23 protein-coding genes are annotated in these 24,870 nt (G+C 57.2%); 6 read left to right on the forward strand and 17 right to left on the reverse strand.

Features of this window, described 5'->3' with window-relative positions:
* Window position 1: 1 nt before the first annotated feature.
* Window positions 2–505, reverse strand: coding sequence for a nuclear transport factor 2 family protein (locus K6117_RS11540; RefSeq protein WP_221795177.1), 504 nt, complete (start codon window positions 503–505; stop codon window positions 2–4).
* Between the two features lie 193 nt (window positions 506–698).
* Here K6117_RS11540 and K6117_RS11545 point away from each other — a divergent pair, with 193 nt between their 5' ends.
* Window positions 699–1,262: a nuclear transport factor 2 family protein gene (locus K6117_RS11545; RefSeq protein ID WP_221795179.1), complete on the forward strand. Its 564-nt coding sequence runs from the start codon at window positions 699–701 to the stop codon at window positions 1,260–1,262.
* An 87-nt stretch (window positions 1,263–1,349) separates the two neighbouring features.
* Here K6117_RS11545 and K6117_RS11550 read toward each other — a convergent pair whose 3' ends face one another.
* The 7 genes from K6117_RS11550 to K6117_RS11580 form a co-directional block, all read right to left on the reverse strand.
* Complete coding sequence (locus K6117_RS11550; RefSeq protein ID WP_221795181.1) at window positions 1,350–1,688, reverse strand: hypothetical protein; 339 nt, start codon at window positions 1,686–1,688, stop codon at window positions 1,350–1,352.
* Window positions 1,689–2,028: 340 nt separating this feature from the next.
* On the reverse strand, window positions 2,029–3,303 hold the full coding sequence (locus K6117_RS11555) for a sugar MFS transporter (RefSeq protein WP_221795183.1): 1,275 nt from the start codon (window positions 3,301–3,303) through the stop codon (window positions 2,029–2,031).
* Between the two features lie 47 nt (window positions 3,304–3,350).
* Window positions 3,351–4,697: an alpha-amylase family glycosyl hydrolase gene (locus K6117_RS11560; RefSeq protein WP_221795185.1), complete on the reverse strand. Its 1,347-nt coding sequence runs from the start codon at window positions 4,695–4,697 to the stop codon at window positions 3,351–3,353.
* Window positions 4,698–4,720: 23 nt separating this feature from the next.
* Window positions 4,721–6,472 carry a glycoside hydrolase family 13 protein gene (locus K6117_RS11565; protein ID WP_221795188.1) on the reverse strand — a complete coding sequence of 584 codons (1,752 nt, stop codon included), beginning with the start codon at window positions 6,470–6,472 and terminating at the stop codon, window positions 4,721–4,723.
* 19 nt (window positions 6,473–6,491) lie between these two features.
* A complete protein-coding gene (locus tag K6117_RS11570; protein ID WP_343211780.1) occupies window positions 6,492–8,018 on the reverse strand; it encodes a tryptophan halogenase family protein in 1,527 nt (508 codons plus the stop codon).
* Window positions 8,015–9,508: a tryptophan halogenase family protein gene (locus tag K6117_RS11575; RefSeq protein ID WP_246605056.1), complete on the reverse strand. Its 1,494-nt coding sequence runs from the start codon at window positions 9,506–9,508 to the stop codon at window positions 8,015–8,017. The genes K6117_RS11570 and K6117_RS11575 overlap by 4 nt, the downstream gene beginning before the upstream one ends.
* Before the next feature lie 76 nt (window positions 9,509–9,584).
* On the reverse strand, window positions 9,585–12,422 hold the full coding sequence (locus K6117_RS11580; protein WP_221795191.1) for a TonB-dependent receptor: 2,838 nt from the start codon (window positions 12,420–12,422) through the stop codon (window positions 9,585–9,587).
* Between the two features lie 448 nt (window positions 12,423–12,870).
* Here K6117_RS11580 and K6117_RS11585 point away from each other — a divergent pair, with 448 nt between their 5' ends.
* Window positions 12,871–13,518 (forward strand): glutathione S-transferase, encoded by a 648-nt coding sequence (locus K6117_RS11585; protein WP_221795193.1) that lies wholly within the window; start codon window positions 12,871–12,873, stop codon window positions 13,516–13,518.
* Between the two features lie 747 nt (window positions 13,519–14,265).
* Here the strand turns inward: K6117_RS11585 and K6117_RS11590 are convergent.
* The 4 genes from K6117_RS11590 to K6117_RS11605 form a co-directional block, all read right to left on the reverse strand.
* Window positions 14,266–15,012, reverse strand: a complete 747-nt coding sequence (locus K6117_RS11590; protein ID WP_246605057.1) for a DUF2182 domain-containing protein — start codon at window positions 15,010–15,012, stop codon at window positions 14,266–14,268.
* Between the two features lie 56 nt (window positions 15,013–15,068).
* Entirely contained in the window at window positions 15,069–15,701 is a 633-nt protein-coding gene (locus tag K6117_RS11595; RefSeq protein ID WP_221795198.1) for a DUF1326 domain-containing protein, read from the reverse strand.
* A gap of 547 nt (window positions 15,702–16,248) precedes the next feature.
* Window positions 16,249–17,007, reverse strand: coding sequence for an SDR family NAD(P)-dependent oxidoreductase (locus K6117_RS11600; protein ID WP_221795200.1), 759 nt, complete (start codon window positions 17,005–17,007; stop codon window positions 16,249–16,251).
* 106 nt (window positions 17,008–17,113) lie between these two features.
* Window positions 17,114–17,695: a carboxymuconolactone decarboxylase family protein gene (locus K6117_RS11605; RefSeq protein ID WP_221795202.1), complete on the reverse strand. Its 582-nt coding sequence runs from the start codon at window positions 17,693–17,695 to the stop codon at window positions 17,114–17,116.
* A 126-nt stretch (window positions 17,696–17,821) separates the two neighbouring features.
* Here K6117_RS11605 and K6117_RS11610 point away from each other — a divergent pair, with 126 nt between their 5' ends.
* Window positions 17,822–17,983: a hypothetical protein gene (locus K6117_RS11610; RefSeq protein WP_221795204.1), complete on the forward strand. Its 162-nt coding sequence runs from the start codon at window positions 17,822–17,824 to the stop codon at window positions 17,981–17,983.
* A 365-nt stretch (window positions 17,984–18,348) separates the two neighbouring features.
* A complete protein-coding gene (locus K6117_RS11615) occupies window positions 18,349–19,023 on the forward strand; it encodes a TetR/AcrR family transcriptional regulator (protein WP_281422145.1) in 675 nt (224 codons plus the stop codon).
* Window positions 19,024–19,095: 72 nt separating this feature from the next.
* Here the strand turns inward: K6117_RS11615 and K6117_RS11620 are convergent, their stop codons facing one another.
* From K6117_RS11620 to K6117_RS11635, 4 genes are all read right to left on the reverse strand, one after another.
* Window positions 19,096–19,551 carry a nuclear transport factor 2 family protein gene (locus K6117_RS11620; protein ID WP_246605059.1) on the reverse strand — a complete coding sequence of 152 codons (456 nt, stop codon included), beginning with the start codon at window positions 19,549–19,551 and terminating at the stop codon, window positions 19,096–19,098.
* Between the two features lie 28 nt (window positions 19,552–19,579).
* Window positions 19,580–20,212, reverse strand: coding sequence for a Dabb family protein (locus K6117_RS11625; RefSeq protein WP_221795209.1), 633 nt, complete (start codon window positions 20,210–20,212; stop codon window positions 19,580–19,582).
* An 86-nt stretch (window positions 20,213–20,298) separates the two neighbouring features.
* Window positions 20,299–21,186 carry a TonB-dependent receptor gene (locus K6117_RS11630; protein ID WP_221795211.1) on the reverse strand — a complete coding sequence of 296 codons (888 nt, stop codon included), beginning with the start codon at window positions 21,184–21,186 and terminating at the stop codon, window positions 20,299–20,301.
* Between the two features lie 399 nt (window positions 21,187–21,585).
* Window positions 21,586–21,723: a hypothetical protein gene (locus K6117_RS11635; protein WP_221795213.1), complete on the reverse strand. Its 138-nt coding sequence runs from the start codon at window positions 21,721–21,723 to the stop codon at window positions 21,586–21,588.
* A gap of 433 nt (window positions 21,724–22,156) precedes the next feature.
* On the opposite strand from K6117_RS11635, the gene K6117_RS11640 reads away from it, so the two are divergent.
* A complete protein-coding gene (locus K6117_RS11640; RefSeq protein WP_221795215.1) occupies window positions 22,157–22,327 on the forward strand; it encodes a hypothetical protein in 171 nt (56 codons plus the stop codon).
* A 182-nt stretch (window positions 22,328–22,509) separates the two neighbouring features.
* Window positions 22,510–23,157: a helix-turn-helix domain-containing protein gene (locus tag K6117_RS11645; protein ID WP_221795217.1), complete on the forward strand. Its 648-nt coding sequence runs from the start codon at window positions 22,510–22,512 to the stop codon at window positions 23,155–23,157.
* 133 nt (window positions 23,158–23,290) lie between these two features.
* Here K6117_RS11645 and K6117_RS11650 read toward each other — a convergent pair whose 3' ends face one another.
* Window positions 23,291–24,463 carry a DUF3800 domain-containing protein gene (locus K6117_RS11650; protein ID WP_221795219.1) on the reverse strand — a complete coding sequence of 391 codons (1,173 nt, stop codon included), beginning with the start codon at window positions 24,461–24,463 and terminating at the stop codon, window positions 23,291–23,293.
* Window positions 24,464–24,870 lie beyond the last annotated feature (407 nt).

The raw sequence follows: 24,870 nt of genomic DNA on the forward strand, positions 1-24,870 counted from the left end.
GTTAAATGCCCTGCGCGCCGACATCGCGGCGCGGACGGGGGCCAAGGGCGGCGGCACGGGCAAAGAGGTCGCGGTCGCCCTCTTCCCATGTGATCTTCAGGCTACAGGCGGCGATCTTCCAGCCCGCCTCGGTGCGGTCCATCCGTTCGGTATAATAGCCGCCAAGAATTTGCGCTTCCTCCCCCAGCACATGCCGCGCGGTCATCGTGGTCACACAGATGGCGCTGTCACCATTCAGCGTGATCAGGGGATTGCTGAAGACGTGCTGGGTGGCATCGAACGGGGCCAGCGTCTCCTTGACGGTCGCCACCCATTGATCCGCGTCCCACACATCGCGAATGCCGGCCCAGTCGAAAAAATCGATCTCGATGCGGTCGGTGAAGATAGAGCGATACAGCGCCCAGTCGCGCTGGTCGACGCCATAAGCATAGGCATATTTGAGATCTGCGATCGCCGCGCGGTCCAGCAGATGCTGCACGCTCAGCGGTGCCGATAGCAACGGCATGGATCGTGTCCCCTCTCCTGCACACCCCTTTGTTTGGGCACATTGTTTATCACGACATAAGCAGGCTTAAACGGACGGCCAACCACTGCGCAAAAGGCTAGGCCGACATCGGATTGCTGGTCGTCATGAATTCAGGCAGCAAGGTGCCAGCCACCCGGAAAGCGAAATGCGGGGGCACGAGAGGAACATATTCATGTCAGTTCATCCCCCGACGATTGCGGACATTGCGGCGCGCATGGCGATCACCGATGTACTGCATCGGTATTGCCGCGCCATGGACCGTATGGACCGGCCATTGGCGCTTTCATGCTGGCACGCCGATGGCACTGACGAGCACACCCCGCTGTTCGCCGGTAGCGCCGAAGGGTTCATCGACTGGGTATGGCAATTGCACGCCCCGATGATCGGCACGCGCCACTGCCTGTCGAATATCCAGATTGAGATAGCGGGCGATCGTGCCTGGAGCGAGAGCTATTGGGACGTGCGCCTGCGCGTGCAGGATGAGAACGGCCTGACAGACATTGTCGGCGGTGGCCGCTATCTCGATTATCTTGAATGCCGCGAAGGGCAATGGGCCATCGTGCACCGCCGTTCGGTACATGATTGGGATCGGGTCGATCCGGTCAAAGCGACCATGGCCGATAGCGCCACTACGCTGGAGCCACACAACCCGGATGCGCCGCTTTACCCCGCCAGCCGAGATAATGCGGACCCGTCATACGCCTTTCTTGGTGGACACCAGACCCGTTTCCCTTGAGGTGTCAGCAGACCAAAGCCCCCAATAGCGCCCACTTTACTGTCCAGCGCAACCCGCCAATGGCTATGCTGAAAATATCACCACCCGTCAGCGCTGCTTCTTGACCATATTCGCTGTGAAATCGGGGTCCTTTTTCGCCACCCAATCGACAAATTTGCGAATGACAGGGTTCGCCAGCAAGCCCTCCACATCCATCCCATAGCGCTGCAATTCCGAATTGGTAAAATTCGTGATCAGCGTCTGCTGGCAAATGGGGTGCATGGGCACAACATCGCGCCCGCCCCGGCTCTTGGGTATGGGATGGTGCCAGACAATGATCTGGCCCGTCGGTCGACCGCATAACCAGCATGGCACCGCAACAGCCGGCGCATCCTCCTCGCGATGCGAGTCTCCATAGGGATCATGTCTTGAATGTTTGCGGGCCATGGTTCTGCCTGAATTGCCACCGGTTATGCTGCCGCACCTATAGCGGTGCTATCAGCATTGCCACAGCCAACTATCGACCAGATGCGCAAATGAGAAATTCTAGCCCGCATTTTAACCGCTGACTTGGCCTTTATACACGCAATGCAGTAACCCGCGCCTGTGTAGCGCCGGTCGCATCATCCATCATCTTCAGCAGACCTGCGGGAGGCAAGGCACAGAACCGCCGCGTTTCATGGGATATCTTGGTCGGCAAGGGCCTTGACGGTCTGTGACATGCGCGGGGTGGGTTTCGCCCACCCCGCATACTTGGCGGATAATCGCCCGGACCTAACGCTCACCACTAGGCTGGTTTTCGTGCAAACCATCCGAAATACGCAATAACGGCATAGCAGGCCGCCGGAAGAATCAAGCCAGTTGCGAGGCTGCCGGTTGCATCCGCGATCATGCCGGTAAGCAGTGGCACAACGGCACCGCCGCAAATGGCCACGTTGATGATTCCCGAACCGTCCGCCGCCCGCGAACCCAGTCTCTCGCAGGCAAGGCTGAAGACCGTCGGGAACATGATCGAATTCATCAAGCCAATTGCCAACAGGCTATAGCCAGCGACCGTGCCGGTAGTCGCGGTCGATAGGCCAAGCAGGACAATAGCGCCCATTGCAACCCCGGCGAGCACTTTACCGGGGCTGACGATGCGCAGTATCACTGACCCGATGAACCGGCCGACCATGGCGCCACCCCAATAGAGGGTGATCATCTTGCCCGCCGCCAGTTCATCCAGGCCCATCACATGTGGCTGGCGCAGATAGCTGACGATCAACGAGCCAATCGCAACTTCCGCGCCGACATAGAGAAAGATGCACAATGCGCCGAGACCGAAGCGCGGGCGTTTCAATAAGTCCAGCCCGGCCAGACCGGTGCTTTCTTCATGCTTCTCAGCTGGCAGAGCGTTGCGAAACATCCACACCGCGCCCGCAACGAGCGCCAGCACGACAGCCAGACCCAAATAGCCATGGACGATCGCCTGACTTTCGGCAGTGCGATAGGCATCAAGTTCGGCACCCGAAAGCGTGTCCACTTTCACTGTGGCAAGGCCGCCGAGGATAAGGAGCGAACCAACATAGGGAAAGATCGTGGTGCCCAGCGAGTTGAATGCCTGTGCAAAGGTCAGACGGCTATGCGTGGTCGCGGGCTTGCCGAGCATCGAGATCAACGGATTGGCGACGACCTGCACGATGACGACGCCGCTCGCCAGCACGAACAGCGCAAGCAGGAACACGCCATATATTGCGGTCTGGCTCGCCGGGATGAACAACAGGCAACCCGCCAACATGGTCAGCAGGCCCGCGACCGCGCCGCGCATATAGCCGAGCCTCTTGACCAGACGCGCCGCCGGAATGCCGATGACGGCATAAGCGGTGAAGAAGCAGAACTGCACCAGCATCGCCTGCGTGTAGTTGAGCGTGAACAGCTCCTTCAGCTTGGGAATGATCACGTCGTTCAGCGATGTGATCCCACCGAAGATAAAAAATAGCCCCATCACGAAAGCCTGCAGATGCGGCGCGTCTACGCTCTCTCCGGCGTCACCTTCCTGCGGTCCCAATATATTCCCGGCCATCACTATCTCCTCAATGTCGGTGACTTCTTATGTTGTTCGTCGCTGAATCAATGCCGGGCGGTCTCTATCGACCAACCCCAGTTCCGCAGCACCTTGGGGCGCTCGCCCGGCCAAGCGTAGCGGGAATTCTTGCCCCGAAGATTGACGGCGATGCTGACCCGGTCCGCCCCCGCCTTGCGCACGAATGCGAATATGTCGGGATTGCCGACATCGACGATCTCCAGATTGCCCGACTCCATGCCATTGGCAAGCGCCGGATGATCGTGCTTCAGCTTCAACAATTGTCGATAGAGCGCGGCACGCGGGCTATTGCGCCAGACGATCGTATCGCGGTCGAAGAATTTGAGCCGCTTATCTAGGCCGCCTTCCTGCCCGCCATAGATCAAGGGCATTCCGGGCAGCGTCGCCGCCAAAACCGCCATGGCGGCCGCACCTTCACCATAAAGCTCACGGTCGGTGCCGTTCCACGAATTCTCGTCATGGTTGCTGGTGAACGTCATGCGATATGAGTCCGCCGGATAACGGCGAACAGGGTTGGTATAGAGCGCGGCCAGATCGCTGGCGTCACCCTCGCCGCGCGCGACCTTGACGAGCGTGCGGCCCAGCACCCAATCATAGGTCATGTCAAAGGCGCGATGCTGCATTTCGGGCGTGTCGGCTTCAGCCAGCATGAATACCGGCTTGATGGCATCAAGGCGGGCGCGCGCCTGCTCCCAAAAGTCCACCGGCAAGGTCCAGGCGACATCGCAACGAAATCCGTCGATATTCGCGGTCCGGAGCCAATAGCTCATCGCCTCGATCATCGCTTCGCGCACTTCAGGATTGGCATAGTCCAGTCCGATCACGTCTGACCAGATTTCCTCCTTGCCGGTGCTGAGGTCGCGGTAATGATAACCCTCCAGCTCGCCATTGGTATTGCGCTTGTACCAGCCGGGGTGTTGCTTAGTCCAAACATGGTCCCAACCCGTGTGGTTCGCCACCCAATCGATGATGACCTTGAAGCCCTGCGCATGGGCGGCGTTCACCAAATGCTGGAAATCGGCGAGCGTGCCATATTCGGGATTGATCGCAGTATAATCGCTGACGGCGTAATAGCTGCCGAGCGTGCCCTTGCGTTCCTTTTGGGCAATAGGATTGATCGGCATGATCCAGAGAATATCCACGCCCATCTTGCGAATACGCGGCAGATGCTTCTCGAACGCACGGAAAGTGCCTTCCGGCGTATATTGCCTTATATTGACCTCATAAATATTGGCCTGCCGGGTCCAGTCGGGATGCCGGACCTCACTTTTGCCTTCGGTCAATGGCAGCCGTGCCACCGATGCTTCGCCTGCAATCGCCAGTGATGATGCCAGCAACAACGGCGCGAGAAAGGATAGAGCGAGTCTGCGCATATATTGTCTTCCCGGTCTGCGCCTCAGCGGGCAGTGAAGGTCAAAAGCTGTGCGGCGTAAGGCTCCAGCACGGACGGGGACAGATTTGCCGTCGTGACAGCGGGGCTGGCCATGAGTACGCTTGCGACCTTCGGCGGCGTGCCGGACCATCCGGACACGGCCACGCGCTGCGGGGCATCGCTCATGTTCAATAACACCAGCACGCCATTGCCGCGCTTGTCCTTGCGCGCATAAGCGAGCACCTTAGGATTGCCTGATTCAAGCGAGACATATTCCCCATCCCGCAGCGCCGCATTGGATTTTCGCAGGTCCAGCAGTCTGGCGTACCAATTGTACATGGAGCCCGGATCGCGCAGCTGCGCCTCGACATTCGTCGTCGCCGTAGCCTTGGCTACCGGCAACCAAGAGGCGCTCGTGCTGAAACCCGCATCCGCCGCGCCCGACCATTGCATCGGCGAACGCTCGGGGTCGCGCTTGTCTGCCACTTTGCGGATCATGCTGAGCGGGAAGTGCTGGAGTTCACCAGGCGTCAGGTCGGCCATGCCGATTTCTTCGCCATAATACATCAGTGCCGTGCCACGCAGGGTCAGCGTCATTGCTGCGGTGATGCGCGCGATGCGATCATTGTGCACGCCATCGCCAAAGCTGGTCCATTGGCGCGAATGGTCGTGGCTGCTGAAGAAAGTAACCGGGGGCAGGCCGTCGAGCTTGAAATGCATGTCGTCGATCTGCTTCTTGAACACGGCTGCATCAAGTTTCGTGAGGTTACCGTATAGGAAATTCATCGGCAGATGGATCTCGTCGGCATTCTTGCCATAGATCTTGCGCAGGCCCTCGATGCTGGCGGTCGAGGATTCGCCCAGCAGAATATTATCGCCGGCAAATCCATCGACGATCTTGCGCATGTCGCGCAGGATGCCATTCCCCGCCGGAAGTTCGGCATTATAGGGCTTGAGCCAGACCGGCGGGCCGCCCTTCACATCCGGGTCCTCGGGATAGGACTGGTCCTCGAACAGATAAGGGGTGGCATCCAGCCGGAAACCGCTGGCGCCGCGCTTCAGCCAGAAGCGGAGCACGTCATACATGGCATTTTTGAGGTCCGGATTGGCCCAGTTCACATCCGGCTGTTCCTTCAGGAAGATGTGATAATAATATTGCTTCGTCTTCTCGTCCCATTGCCAGGTCGAGCCGCCAAAGATGCTTTCCCAATTGCTCGGCGGGCTGCCGTCGGGCTTGGCGTCGCGCCAGACATACCAGTCGCGCTTGGGATTATCGCGCGAAGCGCGTGACTCCTTGAACCATGCATGCTGGTCGGACGAATGGTTGAGCACGAAATCCACCAAGATGCGGATGCCGCGCTTGCGCGCCTCGCGGGCCAGTTCGTCCCAATCGGCCATCGTGCCATATTCGGGCGCAACATTGGTGTAATCGGCCACGTCATAGCCGAAATCGGCATTGGGCGAGGGGAAGAACGGGGTCAGCCAGATCGCATCGACGCCAAGACCCTTGAGGTAATCGAGCCTTTGGGTCACGCCCTTGAGATCGCCGATGCCGTCACCATTGGTGTCCTGAAAGGAACGCGGATAGATCTCGTAGATCACCGCATTCGTCCACCATGGCTGGGCACGCTTGACAGTCTTGGGGCTGGCCTTGTGCGCACGCGGGGCCTTCGCACCATCCGCATGCGCCACCGAGACGGATCCAAGGCCGAAAGCGAGTGATGCAGCAACAAGACTGCGCAGCGTCATCCTGCTATTTACCAGTGCCTTCATCATTTCATCTCTCCAAAGTTTATCATTGAATATGGAAACAAGCCGGATCGCCCATCTGCGCTATTGCTGCCGCGTGATCAGGAAAATTGAGGGCGCAGCCGTCGAGAAACTGGCGGATGCTGCGGTCCCGATAAAAGTCCACATCGTCGCGCTGCTGCGTCGCGAGCGGGGGAAAAGCGCCATATCCGGCCAGCAGGCAATGCCATGACGCGCTGCCAAAATGGCTCAGGTCACGCTGATCCTCCAGCTGCGCGGCAAGGTCGCCCCGGCGAAACCAGCAATCGAGAATCTGCAACAACGCGTCCGACAGCGCCATATTGTCGCGATTTGCGCGCCAATAGTCGCTGTCGGTGCGGGTGTTCAGCTTGTAATGCGCGACGATGTAATCACGGACTCGCTCGATCCGGCCAGAGATGGATGCGTTAAATTCGTCGCGATAACGCGCGCTGAACGCGCCCTTATCAAGGCTGTCCATGAACAGTTCGACGGTGTTCAGCACCAGATGCAGCGCGGTCGCCTCAAGAGGTTCGATAAAGCCTTGCGCAAGGCCGACCGCGACGCAGTTGCGATCCCAATGGCGCGCCAACTGGCCAGTTTCGAATTTCAGGTGCCGCGCTTCGATCGGGTCGTCACCCAGTCCGAGTGCCGTGCGCAGCTCGATTTCAGCCGCATCGGCCGAAATGAAATCCGAACTGAAGACATAGCCATTACCGATGCGACTGGTCAGCGGGATCGACCAAAACCAGCCATTCGAAAGGGCGGTGGAGGTCGTTTCCGGCTTGAGAATATCGGTCGGCAGCGGCGGCGTCGGGATCACGACCGCGGCATCGTTAAACAGATTTTCCTTGAAGCTGCGGAACGGCACGCCCAGCGCCTGCCGCATCAATAACCCCGCGAAACCGCTGCAATCGATGAAAATGTCACCTTCGATCCGCGCCCCCGATGCCAACACCAACGCCGCCACCTCGCCATCTTCGCGCTGCACCGTCTTGACGATCCGTTGGGCGATGTGATCGACGCCGCGTGCCACCGCGCGATCCCGCAGAAATGCGCCAAGCAGCGCGGAATCGAAATGATAGCCATATTCCATGCGAAACGGGAAATTGTCAGGCGCGATCGGCACCTTGCCCTTGGCCGCAAGCACGCCGTTCAGCAAGAAATCGTCCGGTCGGCTATGCACATCATAACCGAGCCGCCGGTTCCTGCAATTCAGCGTGAAGGCGTCCTCGGTGTGGATGTCGACTTGGCTCAGAAAGGGATGGCTATAGTCGGCCACGCCCGAAGCCGGGCTCCATCCATGAAAGCGGATGCTGGCCTTGTACGTCGCGTTGCAGGCCGGCATCCATTCGTCATCGCCGATGCCGAGCACCTCGAAAAAACGCTTGAGCGACGGGGTGGAGCCTTCGCCGACACCGATGATACCGATGTCGGGCGCTTCGATCAGCGCAACCTCCACTTGGCCATCGTGCCAGCGGTGCGCAAGCAGGTTGGCGGTCATCCAACCCGCCGTGCCGCCCCCCGCGATGACGATGCGCAAGGGAAGCGTCACGACCTTCGCGCCACTTGCATGTCGATATACCGATCATGGGCAGGCAATTGTGACAGGGGCCGCGCCTTCAGTTCAGCCAATTGTGCAAGCTGGGTGCGGAGCTCGTCATCGGACGGTCCATCGGCGATGGGATGGTAATCCTCGGGCATGATGCCCTGGCCCATCATGACCTGTACCCAGGATGGCTCCATGAAGATGTCGTACTGATCCTGCACCAATGCGCCATTATGGCGAAACAGCGCGATCTTGCGGGCAAGCCTGTCGGGGACATCCATGTGCCGAAGGTCGCGCCAGAAGGTTGAATCCTGCCGCTGATTGGCGTGGTAATGCAGGATAATGAAATCGCGGACCAGTTCCATCTCAAGCTGCGACTGGCGGTTATATTCCGCCACCAGTTCCGACGTAATACCGGCGTGCGGGAACAGGTGCAAAAGCCGGGTGATGGCCGACTGGATCAAATAGATGCTGGTCGATTCCAAAGGCTCCAGAAAACCGCTCGACAGGCCAACAGCCACAACGTTGCAGTTCCACTGTTGCCGCACCCGTCCGGTGCGAAAGGGGATGATCTTGGGCGCATCAAGCGCCGGTGAATCGAGATTGCCAAGCAGAATGTCGGCCGCCTGCTCGTCGCTATAATGCTGGCTGCTATAGACCAAACCATTCCCGTTGCGATGCTGCAATGGGATACGCCATTGCCAGCCCGCGCCATGCGCGATCGAGCGCGTGAACGGCAGCGTGCTTTCAAATCGCGCCGATGGCACGGCCATCGCGCGGTCACAGGGAAGCCAATGTCCCCAATCCTCGAATCCGGTACCGAGGTGCTGCTGGATCAGGACACCGCGCCCCCCCGAGCAATCGATGAAAAGATCGCCCGCAACGACACGGCCATCCTCTAGAACCAGCGCCATGATATCGCCGTTGCTGGCGGCGCGTTGCACGTCTGCCACCTTGCCCTCCGTGCGCACGACGCCGAGATTTTCGGCGTAGCGGCGCAAGAACTGTCCATAAAGGCCTGAATCGAAATGATAGGCATATGGCAAATCCCAAATCGGGTCATTGCCGTTGGTCGGCGCAAATTTATTGCTTTTCGCGCAGAGGTAATTGAGGTCGAAGTCCCAATAGCTGCCCGGGATTCCCAGCTTCTGGGCGCGCGTCCAGAAATGATGAAATGAGCAGAAACCGAGGTTCCGTCCGGCAGTGCCGAACGTGTGATAATAGGATTCGCCGATCTGGCCCCAGTTTTCGAACCTGATAGCCAGCTTGATCGTGGCTTTTGTTTCGCGGAGAAAATCCGCCTCGTCGATGCCAAGCACGGCATTGACTTGCTGGATCGGGGGAATTGTGGCTTCGCCGACGCCGATGATTCCGATCTCGTCGGATTCGACCAATTCGATGGCGACCTGCCTGCCGAGCACCTTGGAGATCAGGGCAGCCGACATCCATCCTGCCGTTCCTCCGCCAAGGATCACGACCTTATGGATCGGTCTCATCGAACGCCCCTCCATCATATTTTATTGTTCCCCGCCGCCACCGACGGCGGGGAACTTATTATACGTTGTTGCGGTCTTAAAAGAACGAATATGTCACGTTGAGCATGAAGTTGCGCCCGAACGTCTCGACCCTTGTCACCAGCCCGCTTTCGGTGTCGGTGTATTTGTCCTTCTGGTTGGTCAGGTTCTGGCCTTGGATCGAAATGCGCATCCCGCTCAGGAAGTCGATGCCGGCATCCTTGAAATCATAACCGATCTGCGCATCAACGAGAGTCTGTCCGGCACGATTGACCGGCGCGATCGAGTTGCTGCCGCCACGATCTTCCGACTCCCATTTCGAACGCTTGTTCAAAGATGCACGCGCCGAAAAGCCACTCTTCTCGAAATATCCGGTCAGCTGGTAGACTTTCTTCGACAGACCCGGAATATCGGAATCGTCATCAAGCTTCCCATCGGTGAACGCGGCGGACCCGAGCAGGCCGAAGCCCTCCAGTGCCGGCACGAACCGCCCGAACGGCAGGCTGGCCTGCAGTTCGACACCCTTCACGCTGCCCTTCAGACCGCCGCTGAACGTCGTGTTGACGCCTTGGAAGGTGGCCGGCGTATAGGTCGTCGTGCTGTCGCTGCTGACGGCCTGATGATAGCCCGGAATGTAGAACTGCGTGAAGTCGCGGATGGTGGTGGCAGCGACGTTCCAGTTCACCAGATCCTTGTAGAAGCCGGTAACCGAGAGGAACCCGTCGGATGCAAAGTAGAATTCATACGACAGGTCGACCTGATTTGCTTCATAAGGACGCAGGCGCGCATTGCCCGAGGTCGATACCCATGGGCCAAGCTCCGGATCGGTGTTGGTGACATTGGCCACATTGTTGCGGAACTTCACCGACGAGCCGGGATTGAGATAGTCGATACGCGGACGGCTGATCACCTTTGACGCAGCAAGGCGCACCGTATGCCCGTTGTCGAGGTCAAAGTTGAGATTCAGGCTCGGCAAGGCCTTGCCATAGCTCGCGCCGTCGGTGATCGGCACAGCGATCGTACGCTGGCTCGAACCGATGACCGAGTTGAAGCCCGACCCTTGCTGCTTGGTGAACACACCCTGCAGACCAGCGTTACCGAACACGCGGACGCCCCCAAGCTGGGTTTCGAAATCCACCTTCACGAAGGGCTGCCAAATCTTTTCAGAGATCGCATAAGTATCGCCCAGACGATCGGGTTCGAGGCTGGCCGCATCATAGCGGGTGTAAAAGCCACTGTTGATCAGGCCAAGCGCGTCATAAGCAATGACATTGCCCAGCCCAGCCCAACCCAGATCGGCCACGCCGCGACGCGCATCTTCAGGCACCGGCCCATCCAACGGATAGGTCTGCGCGGTCAGGAAATAGCCCTGATTGACCTTCGACTTCTTATGGTCGGAATAGCGCACACCGACATTGATGTGGCGCACGAAGCCCGTGTCAAAGTCCTTCTGGACTTCGAACCGGAGCGCGTTCAGCTTCTCGTCGAAAATGCCGGTATTGACGAAACCGTCTTGCGCCTGGGCAAAGCCGATCGGGTCCCCGCTCACGCCGAGCACATCAGTCTGATTCAACTGGGTGATCGGCGAAAGGCTGCCGCCCCATGACTGCGGGCCAGCGAGACGCACGGTGTTAAAGTCGCTGTAGGACTGCGAGCTGTTGGAGAAGACCAACCCATTCGGGGTGTAATTATAGGTGCGCAGGTTATTCGCACCCTGTGTGGGCAGGCCGGCGCGTCCAAGACCTGCATAGCTTTCGCCGCGGGTGTCACGCTTGCGGCTGTCCGCATGCGATGCGTCGAGGACTAAGTGGAAGCTGTCCGTCGGATCATATTTCAGATTCGCGCCATAGGTTTTGAGCTTGCCGGTCTTGTCGAGCGGGTCCGTGCGTAGCACCGAGTTGAAGCCGGTCGTGCGGGCCGAAGTCACCGCATTGCCGTTTGAGGCAAGCACGGTGCTGCCATCAGCCGCGATGGGCAACGCTTCGATGAAGCCGCGCGAAATGCCCTTGTCCGAAAAGTCGATATAGAGGCCGTCGAAAGACACGCTAAACTGATCGGACGGCTTGAATTCGAGTACGCCCGCAACGGTCGTGCGCTTGAGCACGCGTGATCGCGACGAGATGTCGATACCGGACGGCGCATATTTGCCTGCATCCGGGCCTGATGAGATTGCACCCTTGTCATAGCCCCAGACGCTGAAGAATTTGTCCTGCGTTGGCGACGAAGTGGTGGCCGCCGTCAGCGCCACGCCGATCGTATCGTCTGCGAGGCGATCGGTGAACGACAGCGCAGCGCGATAGCCGCGATCCTTGAAATCCGGGTTCTTGGACTTCTGACCGTTCTTCTCGAAGCTGCCATTGACGACCAGCGAGGGCTTGCGGCTGAGCGGACGCACAGTGCGAATGTCAACCGTGCCGCCGACACCCATGGCGCTCAGATCAGCGCTCGGCGTCTTATACACCACAGCACTGTCGATGATTTCCGACGGATAAAGATCATATTCGACGCCACGGTTGTCGCCGATCCCGATCAGTTCGCGACCATTCAGCGTCGTGCCGACAAAATCTTCGCGGAAGCCACGCACTGAAATGCCGCTGACACGACCGGCGCGACGCTCACCGGCAAGACCTGCCAGGCGGCCAAGTGAATCGGCAACGCTCGATTGCGGCAACTTACCAATGTCTTCAGCCGACAGCGCTTCGACCACGCTGAGGCTGTTCTGCTTGACGGCCTGCGCCCGCTCGATGCTGGCGCGAATGCCGGTGACGACAATCTCTCCCGCGTCCGGGGATGCGATCGACTGGCTGCCATCCGTCGCATCCTGAGCCAAAACCGGAAATCCGCTCAAAAGCGCCGCTGCAGCGGTTGAACATATAAGAATATTGCGAAAGCGCATAGCTTAACTCCCCTCCCTGAAGAACAGCCCGACTCGACTTGGATGGGTCTGCAATTTTCAACTAGCACCAACAACAATCGATTGCAACAATCGTTTGCGTAAATTGCGTGTTGCCGGAATGCGGTGGGCGCACCAGACACCGGCCGACGGTAATCCGGCAAAAACTGAAACCCTTATAATTCGTATATTTGGCGGCAACGCACGGTAACATAGCGATCTGGCGCGCACGCCGAGATTGCAGCAGCGATCGCGACAAGACGGTCCACACGGAAGGTTTCGTTTATGCCGCTATTGGGTTCATCCGCCTGTTCAGTTGCATGTTTCTCGTGCTGCCTCCGCATAGGCTAGGATCATCACGTCCATGATCTGCATGTTTGCGGCATATCCCCGCTGAAAGAATAGAGAGATTTAGCAGCAAAAATGCTATTTGGTCCGAATTCAACATGCCATGATCAGTGATTCTCCCCCTATCCTCTATAGCTTCCGGCGCTGTCCTTATGCGATGCGCGCGCGGCTTGCTTTGGCAATCAGCGGGACTCAATGCGAACTGCGAGAGATAAAGCTCTCGGACAAGCCAGAGGCCATGTTGGCGGCATCGCCCAAGGGCACAGTGCCAGTGCTCGTCCTCCCGAGCGGCCGGGTGATCGACCAGAGTATCGATATTATGCGCTGGGCGCTTGCGCAGCACGATCCGGAAAATTGGCTGGATCGGAATGATCCGGAGTTGATCAATACCAACGACAGCGCGTTCAAGCATCATCTTGACCGGTACAAATATCCTGAACGTCATGACTCTGACCCCGATCAGCACAAGAACGCAGCCCTCATTTTCCTGCATGAACTTGACGCACGCATCGCTAGTGCAGGCCAATTATGCGGACCGAAACGGGGGTTGACGGACCTTGCGCTTGCCCCCTTCGTTCGACAGTTTTCGGCTGTGGATCATGCGTGGTTTGACGCGCAACCGCTGCCCCATCTAAAGTTGTGGCTAGAACGTCATCTCGCTTCGGACCTGTTTGCGACGATCATGGTCCGGCATGCACCTTGGACACCTGGAAATCCCCCCATCCTATTTCCGACCGCGCACTCAGTTTAAGATCTTAGTGATCAACGCGCAGTTGGGATTGGGTTTGACCGACTACAAACCATCAGGCCGCCCAGAGACTCTGGCTGAGGCCCCATCATTTATAAATTATTTACAGTATCTTGATAGACAATTAGCCGCCTCATAATGGCGCAATAGCCGGAAACACCGGGACAAGTTTACAAGACACAAATGCGCGCTCGAATGGATGATTATACCCGAAGTAAGCGGCTTTTGAACTTGAGCCAGTACTGGTGGCGGTCCACCATACACGCAGGACGTTACCTTTCGACTTTGAGACCTGCGCCTGCGGATAGTCGAGAACTAAATATCAAAATGCTGGAGGTGATGATTTGATACTCAGAGGAGCATCGCCAGCCACAATCGCAAGTAGCTTTGTGCAATGTCGCAGTTGTCATAGGCCACCCCTAATGGAAGTTGCCGCACTGAGAACGGCCTGTTCATAGGCCAGATAAAGCAAATAACGACGATTAACTGGATGACCGCATGGACAGGGATAATATCCCGGAATAGCCGCCCGACCGTGTTGGGAAATGTCAGGGTTTTCGTCTGAACGCGGCAAAAGAGATTTATCTGCAGAAAATCGCGGTGTGTGCGAAGGCCTGGCCATAGTCCGGTTTGATGCTTGCTGAGCAAGCATCCGGCCTGACACAGGTATATCCAGCGTGCTCCATCAAATCTGACTAGAGGCGACTTAATCGACAAGCTTGCGACAAACGCACTCATCTCACGATTTATTCAACTAAGCAGGATTGCTACGCCCAACGCCATGCACGCCCAACCGGCCGCTAGCGCTACCAAACGGCCTTGAGGCAGCAACTTCTCAGCGGCTACCATCAGCGTGAGCAGCGCGATCCACGCCAGATTCATCACCCCACCGACAAAGAGCAGCGCCATCAATAGCCAACAGCAGCCGATACAATAAGTTCCATGAAGCATTCCCATCAGCACCGCGCCGACCCGTCCCGAACGATAGTGGCGGCTCAGAAACTGGGCGGGATTACGGCAATGGCGCAAACACACATCTTTGATCGAACTGATCTGGTACACACCGGCAGAGATCAGGATCGTTGCGGAAAGCCAACGACTCTGCGACGCCATCTGCATCGCGTCGATCAAGCCGACATGTTCGAATATCGCTTGCAGGCTTGTCGCCAACAGCGAAAATGCGCCCCATGCAGTGAAATAGCCGACTAGAAAACTTGAGGAGGCAGGCCGCATCTCTGCATTCCCATGCCTAGCCGCGCGGGCATAAAGTAGGATCGTCGGCGCGGCGGAGGGCAGCATCATCGCGACCATCATGGTCCACCACATCGAGAAGGTCAGTGCAAAGCGCCCAACCGTCCATGCTTCGGCACCTGCCATCACCATGCCCGGCATTGTGGCTTGGTGGTTGGGTGGCGGCAAAAGCGGAACGAAGGAATTCATCCGCATCCCGGCACCATCAATCAACCAGACCCATGCCAGAATCGTCAGGAGTGCCATTGCGGCGATCGACCACGCCCGATGCCGACCGAGCGCAGTCTCAAACGCGGCAGGCATTAGCCTCTCACGACCCCGTGACTGTCGAGATGCAAATGTGCGAACTGGCCATAGCTCGCCTTATGCTCAAGCTGCATCGGGGCAATCGATCTGCTGGTGCCCGATCCGACCTCAGCCACTTCATATTCAAAGCCATCGGGCAGTCGGATCTGCGCACGCACTTCAGACCCATCAATCAGGCTCCGAATGGGTTCACCTGACATCTCCACATGATCGGCAATGTGCAGATGGCCCTTGCGACCCTCGACATCAACGTCAAATTCGATCGGGGTGAATTGCGGTGCATGCATCGTCTCGATCGTCGATGCGAATACTGCAAATACTGTCGCCATCGGGTCCGTATCACCGCCGGTCATGATCGTCAGCAGCGATTGACGTTGCGCTTCATTCGCCTGTTCATCCACGAAAGCGGCACATTCGCCCTTGCCCTCGTGGATCGCCCCAGGCCAACTGAACACAGCGGCGATTTTCAGGCCGGACAGATCGGTTTCGCCATGAAAACCTTCATCGATAACCATGCCAAAGACGGCTTGGCATCTGCCCTTATCCGGCAGGCCGCCAAACTGGCAGTTGCAGCCGTAATCGCAATTGCAATTGGCGAACTCCCGCCCCTTCAAATTCCAATAGGCCATCGCGCATACTCCTGAACTGTTGGGCACGCACTCATCTTGGCATGATAGCACATTGGCGACATGAGCGTGAGTCTCGCTGCAATCGGGACTGCACGCTTGAAATACCTTGCGGATAAATGCGCGCCATCAAGCCGCCCGACTTCGAATCCGTCGATGCAGAATGCGGCACAGAGACTCTGGCCGAAGCCACCTCATTTAAGCGCATATTCCTACAATACCATCAGTCTCTTGAGATAGAATTAGTCAACTCACAATGGCACAAATGCCTGAAACTCCAGGATAAAATTCCATGCCGCAAGCATTTGATATAAATGGATAAGATGTTTGGATGAGCAAACCGGAAACAAACCGGCGCAATTGAAATTGTTATTATATTATCCGTTCAGATACTTACATGACAAAAATGCGCGCTCGAATGGATGATTATGCCCGAAATAAGCTGCTTTTGAGGTTGTGCTGGTACTGGTGGCTGCCCACCATCCACGCAGGACGCTAGCCGCGTGCATTGAGGGTGGGCGCAATTAGCGATTCAGCGTTAGAGCAATCATTATCCGCGCGCGGTCCAACCTCCATCCACCGGGATCGCAGCCCCCGTGATGAAGGTGGAGCGAGGGTCCGACAACCAAAGGATGGCGGTTGCGATCTCTTCCGGCCGCCCCAGACGTCCAACCGGATGCAAGCGCTCCATCTGCGCCAACAGTTCGGCATCATCCAAAATAAATTTGTTCATCGGCGTGTCGATCACACCTGGACAGATGGCATTGATGCGTATGCTTTTATCGGCTGTTTCGAGCGCAGCCACCTTAGTCAGGCCTACCACGCCGTGCTTGGCCGCTGCGTATGCGCCGCTATTGGGTAGTGCGGTCAGGCCCAGCGCCGATGCAATATTAATGATGACCCCACGCCCCTGTCTCAGCATCAGCGGTATCTCGCCTCGCATGCACAGCCAAACTCCCTTGAGGTTGACCGAGATGACCCGGTCGAACTCTGCCTCGTTCGCTTCGAGGATCGAGCTAGGCGTGCCTCCTATACCAGCTCCGTTGACAGCTACGTCGAGTCGACCGAATTTCTCCGAAATCAGCTTGAACAACGCATCAACTTCACTGGCGGCTGAAACATCAGCGGCGCAGGCGGTCGCACGGCCACCCTGCGCCTGGATGTGGGCCGCAGCGCGCTCAATGCCCACCTGTGAGATATCGCTTACGACGACTTCTGCGCCTTCGCGAGCGAAAGCCAACGCCGTCTCGAGACCGAGCCCCGAAGCTGCGCCGGTTACGAGGACGATCTGGTCTTCAAATAGGCGCATCGATCCACCATATCCGTGTAAAAGCGTGCGCGAGGCGTGCGCGTGGACGTGTCACCGCCGCTATTCAAGGCTTCGACCATGACACGCCGGATGACTGCCAAAGAAATTATTCGGCGGCTTCGGCCAACTTGCTCGCCGCCGGACGGAAGGGGCAGCTATCTTCCTTTTCAGCCATGTCGAAGACAAACAGCATTTTGGCCAGACCGCCAAGATAGCTCATCACAGTGCCGAGCTCGAGGATTTGCGCATCATCGAAGTATGTGTGCAGCTTGGCATACAGCTCGGGCTCGAGATGTCCCTGGATGTTGGTCATCAAAAATTCGTCTGCCAATTCGAGAACAGCGTTTTCGATATCGCTGAAGATCGATCGATCGCCCTCGATAGCGTTCAACTCCTCCTCACTGTACCCGGCTTCCTTGGCGCCGATGGTATTGCCAAGGTTGCAGCTACGGCAACCGTGTCCAAGGCTCATGCGCAATCGTGCGAGATTCTTAAGCTTGACGTCAACGCGACCAGCGTAGAAAATCTTCTCGTAGAAATCTACCATCGTGAAATCAAGAAGTTCAGGGGCATGAGCGCCCTTTTCGATGAATCCTGCCTGACCGGTAAGTTTATAGACAAAATCCCAGTCCTGCTGGAGCTTGGGCGAAAGTTCCTCTCGGCGGAAACTCCTGATCGCATCAGACATGCATCTTCTCCTATTCTATGTTGCCCGTTTGGGCATACATATGTCAGCTGCAGTTATTCGGCAGTCTAACTATCAATCAGAAAGCTATCATCGGAGCGGCCGTGGCCAGCCTAGCTAATAGGCTAGATGAATCGCTTACTGATGCGGGAAGAGTTTGAGGGTCGCGTCAGACGACTGCGAAAGCAGCAAATTGATGGCGGCGCGGATTTTGATACGCAGCGGCGCATCGTCAGCCGCGATCGCAAATATACGGTCAATAGGCCCGTATTTCAACAATATTTTCAGTAACTTGAGGGAAAATTAGGCACCTCATAATGGCGCAAGCGCCGGAAACTCCGGGATAAGTTTCCACGAATCAAGTTATTGATATAAAATCATAATATGGCATGAGGTCCGAGCCTGCGGTTACGCCGGCATTCTAGCCTTACATGGTCTCTTCAAGTGAAGCACGGGCGGGCGGGGGCGAGCTTGTGATCGAAATGCTGCACGCCGCCTTCTTTGCGGCCGAGCTGGATCTTTGGCAACAGACCTGAGGCAAACACCTGCTACTGAAGCGGTGCGGCATTGCAGTTGTCTAGGTTCTTGATAACGCGATTGCAGCATTTGGCCTCAGTTGCTAGGTCTTGCGTGATATGAACGGACAGTTAGTGAGCATGGTTGTCAAGGCGACATCAGTAAATCCGGATGCAAACCAAACCTCCACAGATCGCATTCTGAATGCGTCGGAGATGCTGTTTGCCGAACGCGGATATGCGGGCGCAAGCATGCGCGATATCGCACGGGCTGCGGAAGCACCGGTCAGCCTCATCACGCATCATTTCGGCACGAAGGAAGAATTGTTTCGTCAAGTGATCGACCGGCGAATTCACGATCAGGTCGCCACCACGCTTGACGATATTGCCAAGGCCCAGATCGCCGCGAACGATACGCCGGTGCCGCTCGAAACCCTGATCCGCTGCTATATGGAGCCAATGGTCCTCAAGTCCATACACGGCGGCCTAGGTTGGAAAAATTACGCCAAGCTCATGGGCTTGGCGATGTTCAACAGCCAATATGATGACTTCTTGAAACCGATGATCGATGTGTATGATCGGGTACAATATGCGTTTGTCGAAGAGTGCCGGAAGATTTTCCCCAATGCCGACGAACGCCGTTTACAATTGGCTGTTTTCTTTCTGAACTCGAGCATCCTCAGCGTGCTGGTGGAATCAGGTATGCTTGATCGCCAATCCGGCGGCATCTGCAAATCAAGCGATCTCCAGATGATTGTTGACGAAATGATCCCCTTTTACGCCGCCGCCTTCCGCCAGCGATTGAACGCGGCGTAATCATCGACGCGACACCAAAAAACCAGAGCGCGCTACGTTAAAGCCAACGCAGCGCGCTCTAATAGATCACAATTATCCGTGAAGATCGCGCACTTCATCCCCGATCGGCACCAGAGAGTCTTCGTCGAACAAGCGCATTTTCCAGCCAGCGTCAGTGCGCACATATTCAATGTTATAGCAGCAATGAACGAGGACCTTCACGCCGTTGTCGCCCTCAGCCTTGCCGATGACATAGCCACGCGCAGATGCCTCATTTTCCTCAAGCCGTGTCACGTCGAAGTTCGACACATGATGACAATGATAAGGTGTTGTCGCGAAGACGCCTTCGAAGAAGGTGCGTATTTCAGAATGCCCATGATAGACTTTGAGGCCCAGATCTTCGATATCGAAAATAGCATCCGGGGTGAAGCAGTCGACCAGACTATCCACATCGGACAAGGTATCGACGGCATAATAATATTGCAGCAGAACACCCTCAAGCGCCGCGCGATCTTCCAGCATTCTAACGCGTTTTTCTAGTGCATTCATCTTGGTTCTCCTATGATGTAAATTGTGATTACCAGGCCGTTTTATCTGCAGGCACAGCGGGGCCAGTCAGCCAGTCGCCGGTGATTTTGATGTCGACCTTGGTACCTTTGGCGACTTCGGTGTTCACATCCGGGGCCACAAACATGATGCGATCCGGCGCCCAGACCGAGCCGATGATGTCTTCGACTTCACCGAGTTCGAGCCCGACCTTGGCCAGCATGTCGCGTGCCTGCGCCTTGGTGCGACCGCGGAGTTCCGGGACATAGGCCTTGGTCGCATCGTTATGGATCGGCAGGACCCGCGCCGTTTCCTTGATGGCCTCTTCTTTGGCCGCTACCTCGTCAAATGCTGGTCCCCAATAGTCGATCTCCCAGTCAAACGAGATCATGTTTTCCAGAATGTCTGGCAGAAATGGGGTCATGCGGAGATGCGCCCAATGCGACATGTAGCGCTCCATCGCTTCATAATTATCAATGTCGCAGCAGTTGGCGAAATCGAAGTCGCCACTATGGTAGCGCGGTTCACGGACGCACATGCCGTGGCTGTAATCGCGGATTTCCTTATTCAGGTGCGGGAGTTTCTTCACTTCCTCAAGGAAAGTGGCGATGTCTTCCTTCTTCGCGTCCTTCTTGAATTTTATCATCACGACGTGACGGATCATGTTCCTGCTCCTTTTTGAATAGTTCGGCCAGCACTTGCGCGTAAGGAGCGAGGCGACGCAGACGCCCCCTCGCTCCTTGTCGAAAATCACCAGTTAAACTTGAACGTCACCCCATATTCGAAGGGGTTGCCCATGCCCGCCGTGGCATAAGCAGGCGCGAAATAGCTCTTCTGACCATAATATTTCTTGTCGAAAAGATTGCGGCCATAGACATTCACAGACCATTGCTCGTCTGCTGGCGTCCAAGAGATATTGGCGTTGACCAGATTGATCTTGCCCACCTTTTCCTGCGGCAGGGCAGTAAAGTTGGTGTATTTCGAACTGGCGTACGTGTCCTGAATGAAGAAGGCGGCATTGCCACCTGCAACCGGCACCACATAATTAAGGCTGGCAGCCCCACTCCATTCAGGGGCGTTCATCAGGCGATTGCCAGCATAGCTGACTGCCACCAAGCCGGACGGACCCAGGATACGCGTATCGTATTTCGTATATTTCGCGTCGAGATATGCGATTGACCCGGTGAGAGTCAGATTATCGACGGGGAGAGCGGTGACTTCAAGTTCGATGCCCTTTGTCTTCGCCTTGCCTGCGTTGACAATCGTCGCGCTGTTCGCGCCGCTTGGAAAGGTGATATTCTGCGTCACCTGCATATCACTGTACAGGTTATAGAAACCCGCCAGATTCACGCGCAGACGACGGTCGAGCAGATCTGTCTTGAGACCAATTTCGAACGTATCCAGCGTCTCAGGGTTGAACGGCCCAATATCCTCTGCAATCGCAATGCGACCGGTGAAGCCCCCGGATTTAAAGCCGCGCGCATAATAGCCATATAACATGGTGCTATCGACAGGCTTATAGTCGAGGCCCATTTTCCAACCGAGCTTGGTCCACGATTTTTTGCCGGATGCCGAAATGAACGTACCGGGGATAATCGGATCGTTGAAACTACCATGGTCCCCCGCAATCGGCGCCATGGTATTCGCCGTGGTGGAGGTCGCCGATGTTTTCTCATAAATGCATGACAGGTTCTAGGGAGTTCCAAATCTTCCTCCAACAGTGACTATGTTCGCGATTAAATCCGGTGCCGAATGGAAAACGCTGCATAAACGTCTGCAACTCAGCTACAACTCTCACTGTAGGCACATGTATTCACCCTGTTGGCTCCTGCCAGCATAAGGCTAGCATGGTTGGCAAGAGGGTCCGTCGTGGCAGTGATACCTGACATTGCATGCTGGGCAGATGAGACTGCATCCGAATTGCGAAGGGTTGCAGACTTCATTGCTGCAGCACCAATTCCCGGATATCTGGGCGAGGAACGTGTTCGTTTCGCAACTCTCGCCGACGAGGCAGAAGATGCAATCGACAGACTGGCCTCAGACGGTCGGATTGATCGAGACCGGTGTCTCTACCTCTTCGCCCTCGATGAGGAGGCTGATCCCGAGGCGTTCAAACGCGCATTCAATGATGCGAGACAACGCACTGATCTCAAGCTCCCCCAGGATAACAATCATGTTTCGTGCGTGCTTTATGTGGGAAGTTCCTGTGCAACAAGCAAACGTAAGCGCACGCTGCGCAATCGTCTCAGGCAACATCTTATCTGCGCACCAACTGGTACATACGCCTTATCGTTGGCCAAGTGGTCATTGCATCTGAAGGGCGGACTCATAGTGAGAGCATGGCAGTACCCTCCCGCAGTTGCCGGAGATGCGGGGGACGCGGCAGCGCGACGTATCGTTCTAGCGGTCGAGGACTGGCTTGCTGGTAAGCTGCAGCCAATGCTTGGCCGCCGCGGGTCGCGCCACTAACCCATAACGCCTAGTCTTATATAGCCGCTTGTGTGCTCGCGAGGAATAGAGTCCAAAACCAGCCGTTCTGCGGCTAGGGATGGGGCCTGAACCTAAGGCCTGTTTTGAGGCGTCGGCGTGGGTTAGTGGAGCGACGGCTTTGTTCGCGACGATGGGGCTCGAGATGGATCACAAGAAGTGGATGCGGCCGAAGCCCGACAAGCATAAGGGCCACTCGGCCACCGAGCGTGTGCTGGCACGCAGTGTTGCCGCGCCACCTTCGCGTCCACGCGAGGACGTCTTGGCCGACCTGCCCGATCAAGGCGTATAATATCTATAAGGCGGGGGCGATGTCGTCGAACTGACGTGCGAAACGCCCTCTAATTTGTACAGAGCTTCCATCATATTGAGGACATGGATACGGTTGATTCCCGCGAAACTTTCGTCCTCGACGAAGCCGCCATCGCGAACTTCGTGAAGTTGCAAAGGGCCTTATACGGCTGGAAGTAGGATATGCTTGCCGCCGAGGCGGGCGTGTCGCTCGCCACGGTGTCCCGAGTAGAGCGTGGTCTGAAGGTGCGGCCGGCGCAGTTGCGCAAGCTGGCGCGCGCTCTGGGGAAGCCCGAAAACGAGTTTCTGCGCGAGCGCGTCTGCCCCTCGCAAGAAGAGGCTGCCGCCAACCTCGTCGAGATATTCGCCTGGACCGAGGACCGCGTCCCCGTCAAAGTCGCCCCGTTCAAGAGCGAGCTGCAGCTGCGCACGACGCTCGCCACCTTCAGCCTTCTGTTCGCTTCCGATCTCGATGACGACGCAGCCGACGATGTCGTCGAGCTGCGTGAGTGGCTCGATCTGGCGAGCGTCGTTCAGGCCGAGCGTGAGGGGGTGATCGGCCCGAAACCCGATCGTGATTTCCGGGTGCGTCGGCTGTGGCGCGACGTGCTCGATTGCGTCGAGAGGCTCGAGCGCACCCACGCCGCGGTTGTGCTCACCGGCACCTATACCGCCGAGCCCACGAAGGGCGGCGAGCCGATCACGATCGCCGTCATCGCGATCCGCTCGCGGCGCCGCAATCCCGCGGCGAGCAAGATCACGACGCTGTGGGCAGACGCCAAGTTCGATGAGCAGCAGATGCTCGCCGACTATTTCGAGGGGCTTGATTGATGGCCGGAACCAACAAACCCTTCAACCACTTCACCGGGGCGTTCCTAGAGGAGCTGGGCCGCTGGTTGGCTTGGCTGGTGATCGCGGGGCGTTGATTGCGCTCGCGAGCGGCTTCATCGTCCTCCCGTACTGATCAGGCTTGGTCGCCCTCGATCTGCCTCGCGGCCTTCTCGACCCGATAGGCTTCGACCCGTCCCTTCGTCGTTGCATCGATTATCGCTAATTGCTCACGCGCGGCGTCGAGGCGAGCTTCTTCCATCGGCTCCGTCATAATGTGGACGTATCGCGCATCGAGCGCGCCGAGCACACCGTCGAATGAGAAATCGTTCTGGCGGGCGCGGCGAAACACCCATTGCATCAGACGCAAGGAGTCCGCGCCGATCTCCTTCTCGCGATGGAGCCGGTTGAACAGCCACATGACGACGTCGGTGACCTGAATGCCCGGACTGGCTTCGGCGGTCGATATCTCGAAGGTACTGCCGCCGGCGCGCTGCGCCTTGAACAGCTCGCCCATCATCAAGGGCACGCGCTCGGGCGACGCATTGGCGTAGAGATCATGCCACCAGCGCAGCGCCGCTTCGAACTCGCTCTGTCGATCATGCCGAATGCGCCGCACCGGCCGGCGCCAAGCCTGCGACTGCGCCTCCACACCGTCCATCAGATAGCCGAACCCGACGAGATTGGGCAGATGGCCCTGCCGAGCGATGCGACCGTCCGAATGGAAGTAGATCGCTTCCGGGTTTTCCCTAGCCCATTCGATGGCGGGGCTGATGCGCTCGACGAAGCCTTTATCCTGGACGCCGGGTAGGAGCGCCAGAACATCATCGCAGAACTGGGTCATGCCGTCGCGCGCGCGGTCGGCGTTGGTCTCCATCATCGACGCCCAAAAAGCTCGCGCCATGACTTTAGTCACGATCCCGGCGAACTTTACCGCGAACGTGATCCTGAGCGGGCGCATGAAATAGATATGCGGCGACGCGGCGCGGTTCTCGCCAGGATCGAACAGCAGATCGAACATCTTTGTGGCGATGATGTAGCGCTTTTCAACTCGCGAGACGAAGAAGCGCGGATCGGCGCGCTGCAGCAGTTTGTGGAGTGGCCGGGCAATTTCTTCGATCCGCGTCACGCCGAGCTTGGCGGCGTGGAGCTGGGTATCCCCAACTTTGCGCGAGAGGTCGGCGATCGGCTTGGAGTAGATAGCGTCGAAGTCGGTACGCGTCATCAGCGCAACCGTCAGGAAGACTGGCTGCGCCTCATCAAAAAGATGGGCACCGGTATTTCCGGATTCATCGACAAACACGTACATACAGATCTCATATCCGTTCTCCCAGTAACGAGCCAGGCAAAGCGAGGTAGTGAGACTTCAGTTATTTTTGCGGCATGATGTCGGCGGCCTTATTGGTGCAGTGTGGGCAGAGCAGTTCGACAGTTGATATTTGGAAGTGATGCACCTCAAGTGGGTAGGGCGTACAATCCCCCTTGGCGATTGTACTGACGAGTTAGGCGTTCCTGTTTCTGGCCAATGGGAGCTGCCCCACTGCTGGCGACCTCAGTCGGTCTCTCAGACGCGCTAAAACTTGGTGAACGAATGGCCGGTTCCGACGGGCCGAGTTGGGGTCGTGAACGGCGGCTTTGTTGCGAGCCCAGTCGATACGGTCGGGGGGCCGAACCAGGTCGGGAGTAACAGGCAACCTTTATGCTTGCCTAATCCTT

Origin of the sequence: Alteraquisediminimonas sediminicola, from assembly GCF_019740335.1 — a bacterium.
GTDB classification, from domain to species: domain Bacteria; phylum Pseudomonadota; class Alphaproteobacteria; order Sphingomonadales; family Sphingomonadaceae; genus Alteraquisediminimonas; species Alteraquisediminimonas sediminicola.

Coding starts and splice junctions, on each gene's coding strand:
- K6117_RS11540 (WP_221795177.1), bottom strand. CDS start 505: ATGCCGTTGCTATCGGCACCGCTGAGCGTGCAGCATCTGCTGGACCGC.
- K6117_RS11545 (WP_221795179.1), top strand. CDS start 699: ATGTCAGTTCATCCCCCGACGATTGCGGACATTGCGGCGCGCATGGCG.
- K6117_RS11550 (WP_221795181.1), bottom strand. CDS start 1,688: ATGGCCCGCAAACATTCAAGACATGATCCCTATGGAGACTCGCATCGC.
- K6117_RS11555 (WP_221795183.1), bottom strand. CDS start 3,303: ATGGCCGGGAATATATTGGGACCGCAGGAAGGTGACGCCGGAGAGAGC.
- K6117_RS11560 (WP_221795185.1), bottom strand. CDS start 4,697: ATGCGCAGACTCGCTCTATCCTTTCTCGCGCCGTTGTTGCTGGCATCA.
- K6117_RS11565 (WP_221795188.1), bottom strand. CDS start 6,472: ATGATGAAGGCACTGGTAAATAGCAGGATGACGCTGCGCAGTCTTGTT.
- K6117_RS11575 (WP_246605056.1), bottom strand. CDS start 9,508: ATGAGACCGATCCATAAGGTCGTGATCCTTGGCGGAGGAACGGCAGGA.
- K6117_RS11580 (WP_221795191.1), bottom strand. CDS start 12,422: ATGCGCTTTCGCAATATTCTTATATGTTCAACCGCTGCAGCGGCGCTT.
- K6117_RS11585 (WP_221795193.1), top strand. CDS start 12,871: ATGATCAGTGATTCTCCCCCTATCCTCTATAGCTTCCGGCGCTGTCCT.
- K6117_RS11590 (WP_246605057.1), bottom strand. CDS start 15,012: ATGGCACTCCTGACGATTCTGGCATGGGTCTGGTTGATTGATGGTGCC.
- K6117_RS11595 (WP_221795198.1), bottom strand. CDS start 15,701: ATGGCCTATTGGAATTTGAAGGGGCGGGAGTTCGCCAATTGCAATTGC.
- K6117_RS11600 (WP_221795200.1), bottom strand. CDS start 17,007: ATGCGCCTATTTGAAGACCAGATCGTCCTCGTAACCGGCGCAGCTTCG.
- K6117_RS11605 (WP_221795202.1), bottom strand. CDS start 17,695: ATGTCTGATGCGATCAGGAGTTTCCGCCGAGAGGAACTTTCGCCCAAG.
- K6117_RS11610 (WP_221795204.1), top strand. CDS start 17,822: ATGAATCGCTTACTGATGCGGGAAGAGTTTGAGGGTCGCGTCAGACGA.
- K6117_RS11615 (WP_281422145.1), top strand. CDS start 18,349: ATGGTTGTCAAGGCGACATCAGTAAATCCGGATGCAAACCAAACCTCC.
- K6117_RS11620 (WP_246605059.1), bottom strand. CDS start 19,551: ATGAATGCACTAGAAAAACGCGTTAGAATGCTGGAAGATCGCGCGGCG.
- K6117_RS11625 (WP_221795209.1), bottom strand. CDS start 20,212: ATGATCCGTCACGTCGTGATGATAAAATTCAAGAAGGACGCGAAGAAG.
- K6117_RS11630 (WP_221795211.1), bottom strand. CDS start 21,186: ATGGCGCCGATTGCGGGGGACCATGGTAGTTTCAACGATCCGATTATC.
- K6117_RS11635 (WP_221795213.1), bottom strand. CDS start 21,723: ATGATTGTTATCCTGGGGGAGCTTGAGATCAGTGCGTTGTCTCGCATC.
- K6117_RS11645 (WP_221795217.1), top strand. CDS start 22,510: ATGCTTGCCGCCGAGGCGGGCGTGTCGCTCGCCACGGTGTCCCGAGTA.
- K6117_RS11650 (WP_221795219.1), bottom strand. CDS start 24,463: ATGTACGTGTTTGTCGATGAATCCGGAAATACCGGTGCCCATCTTTTT.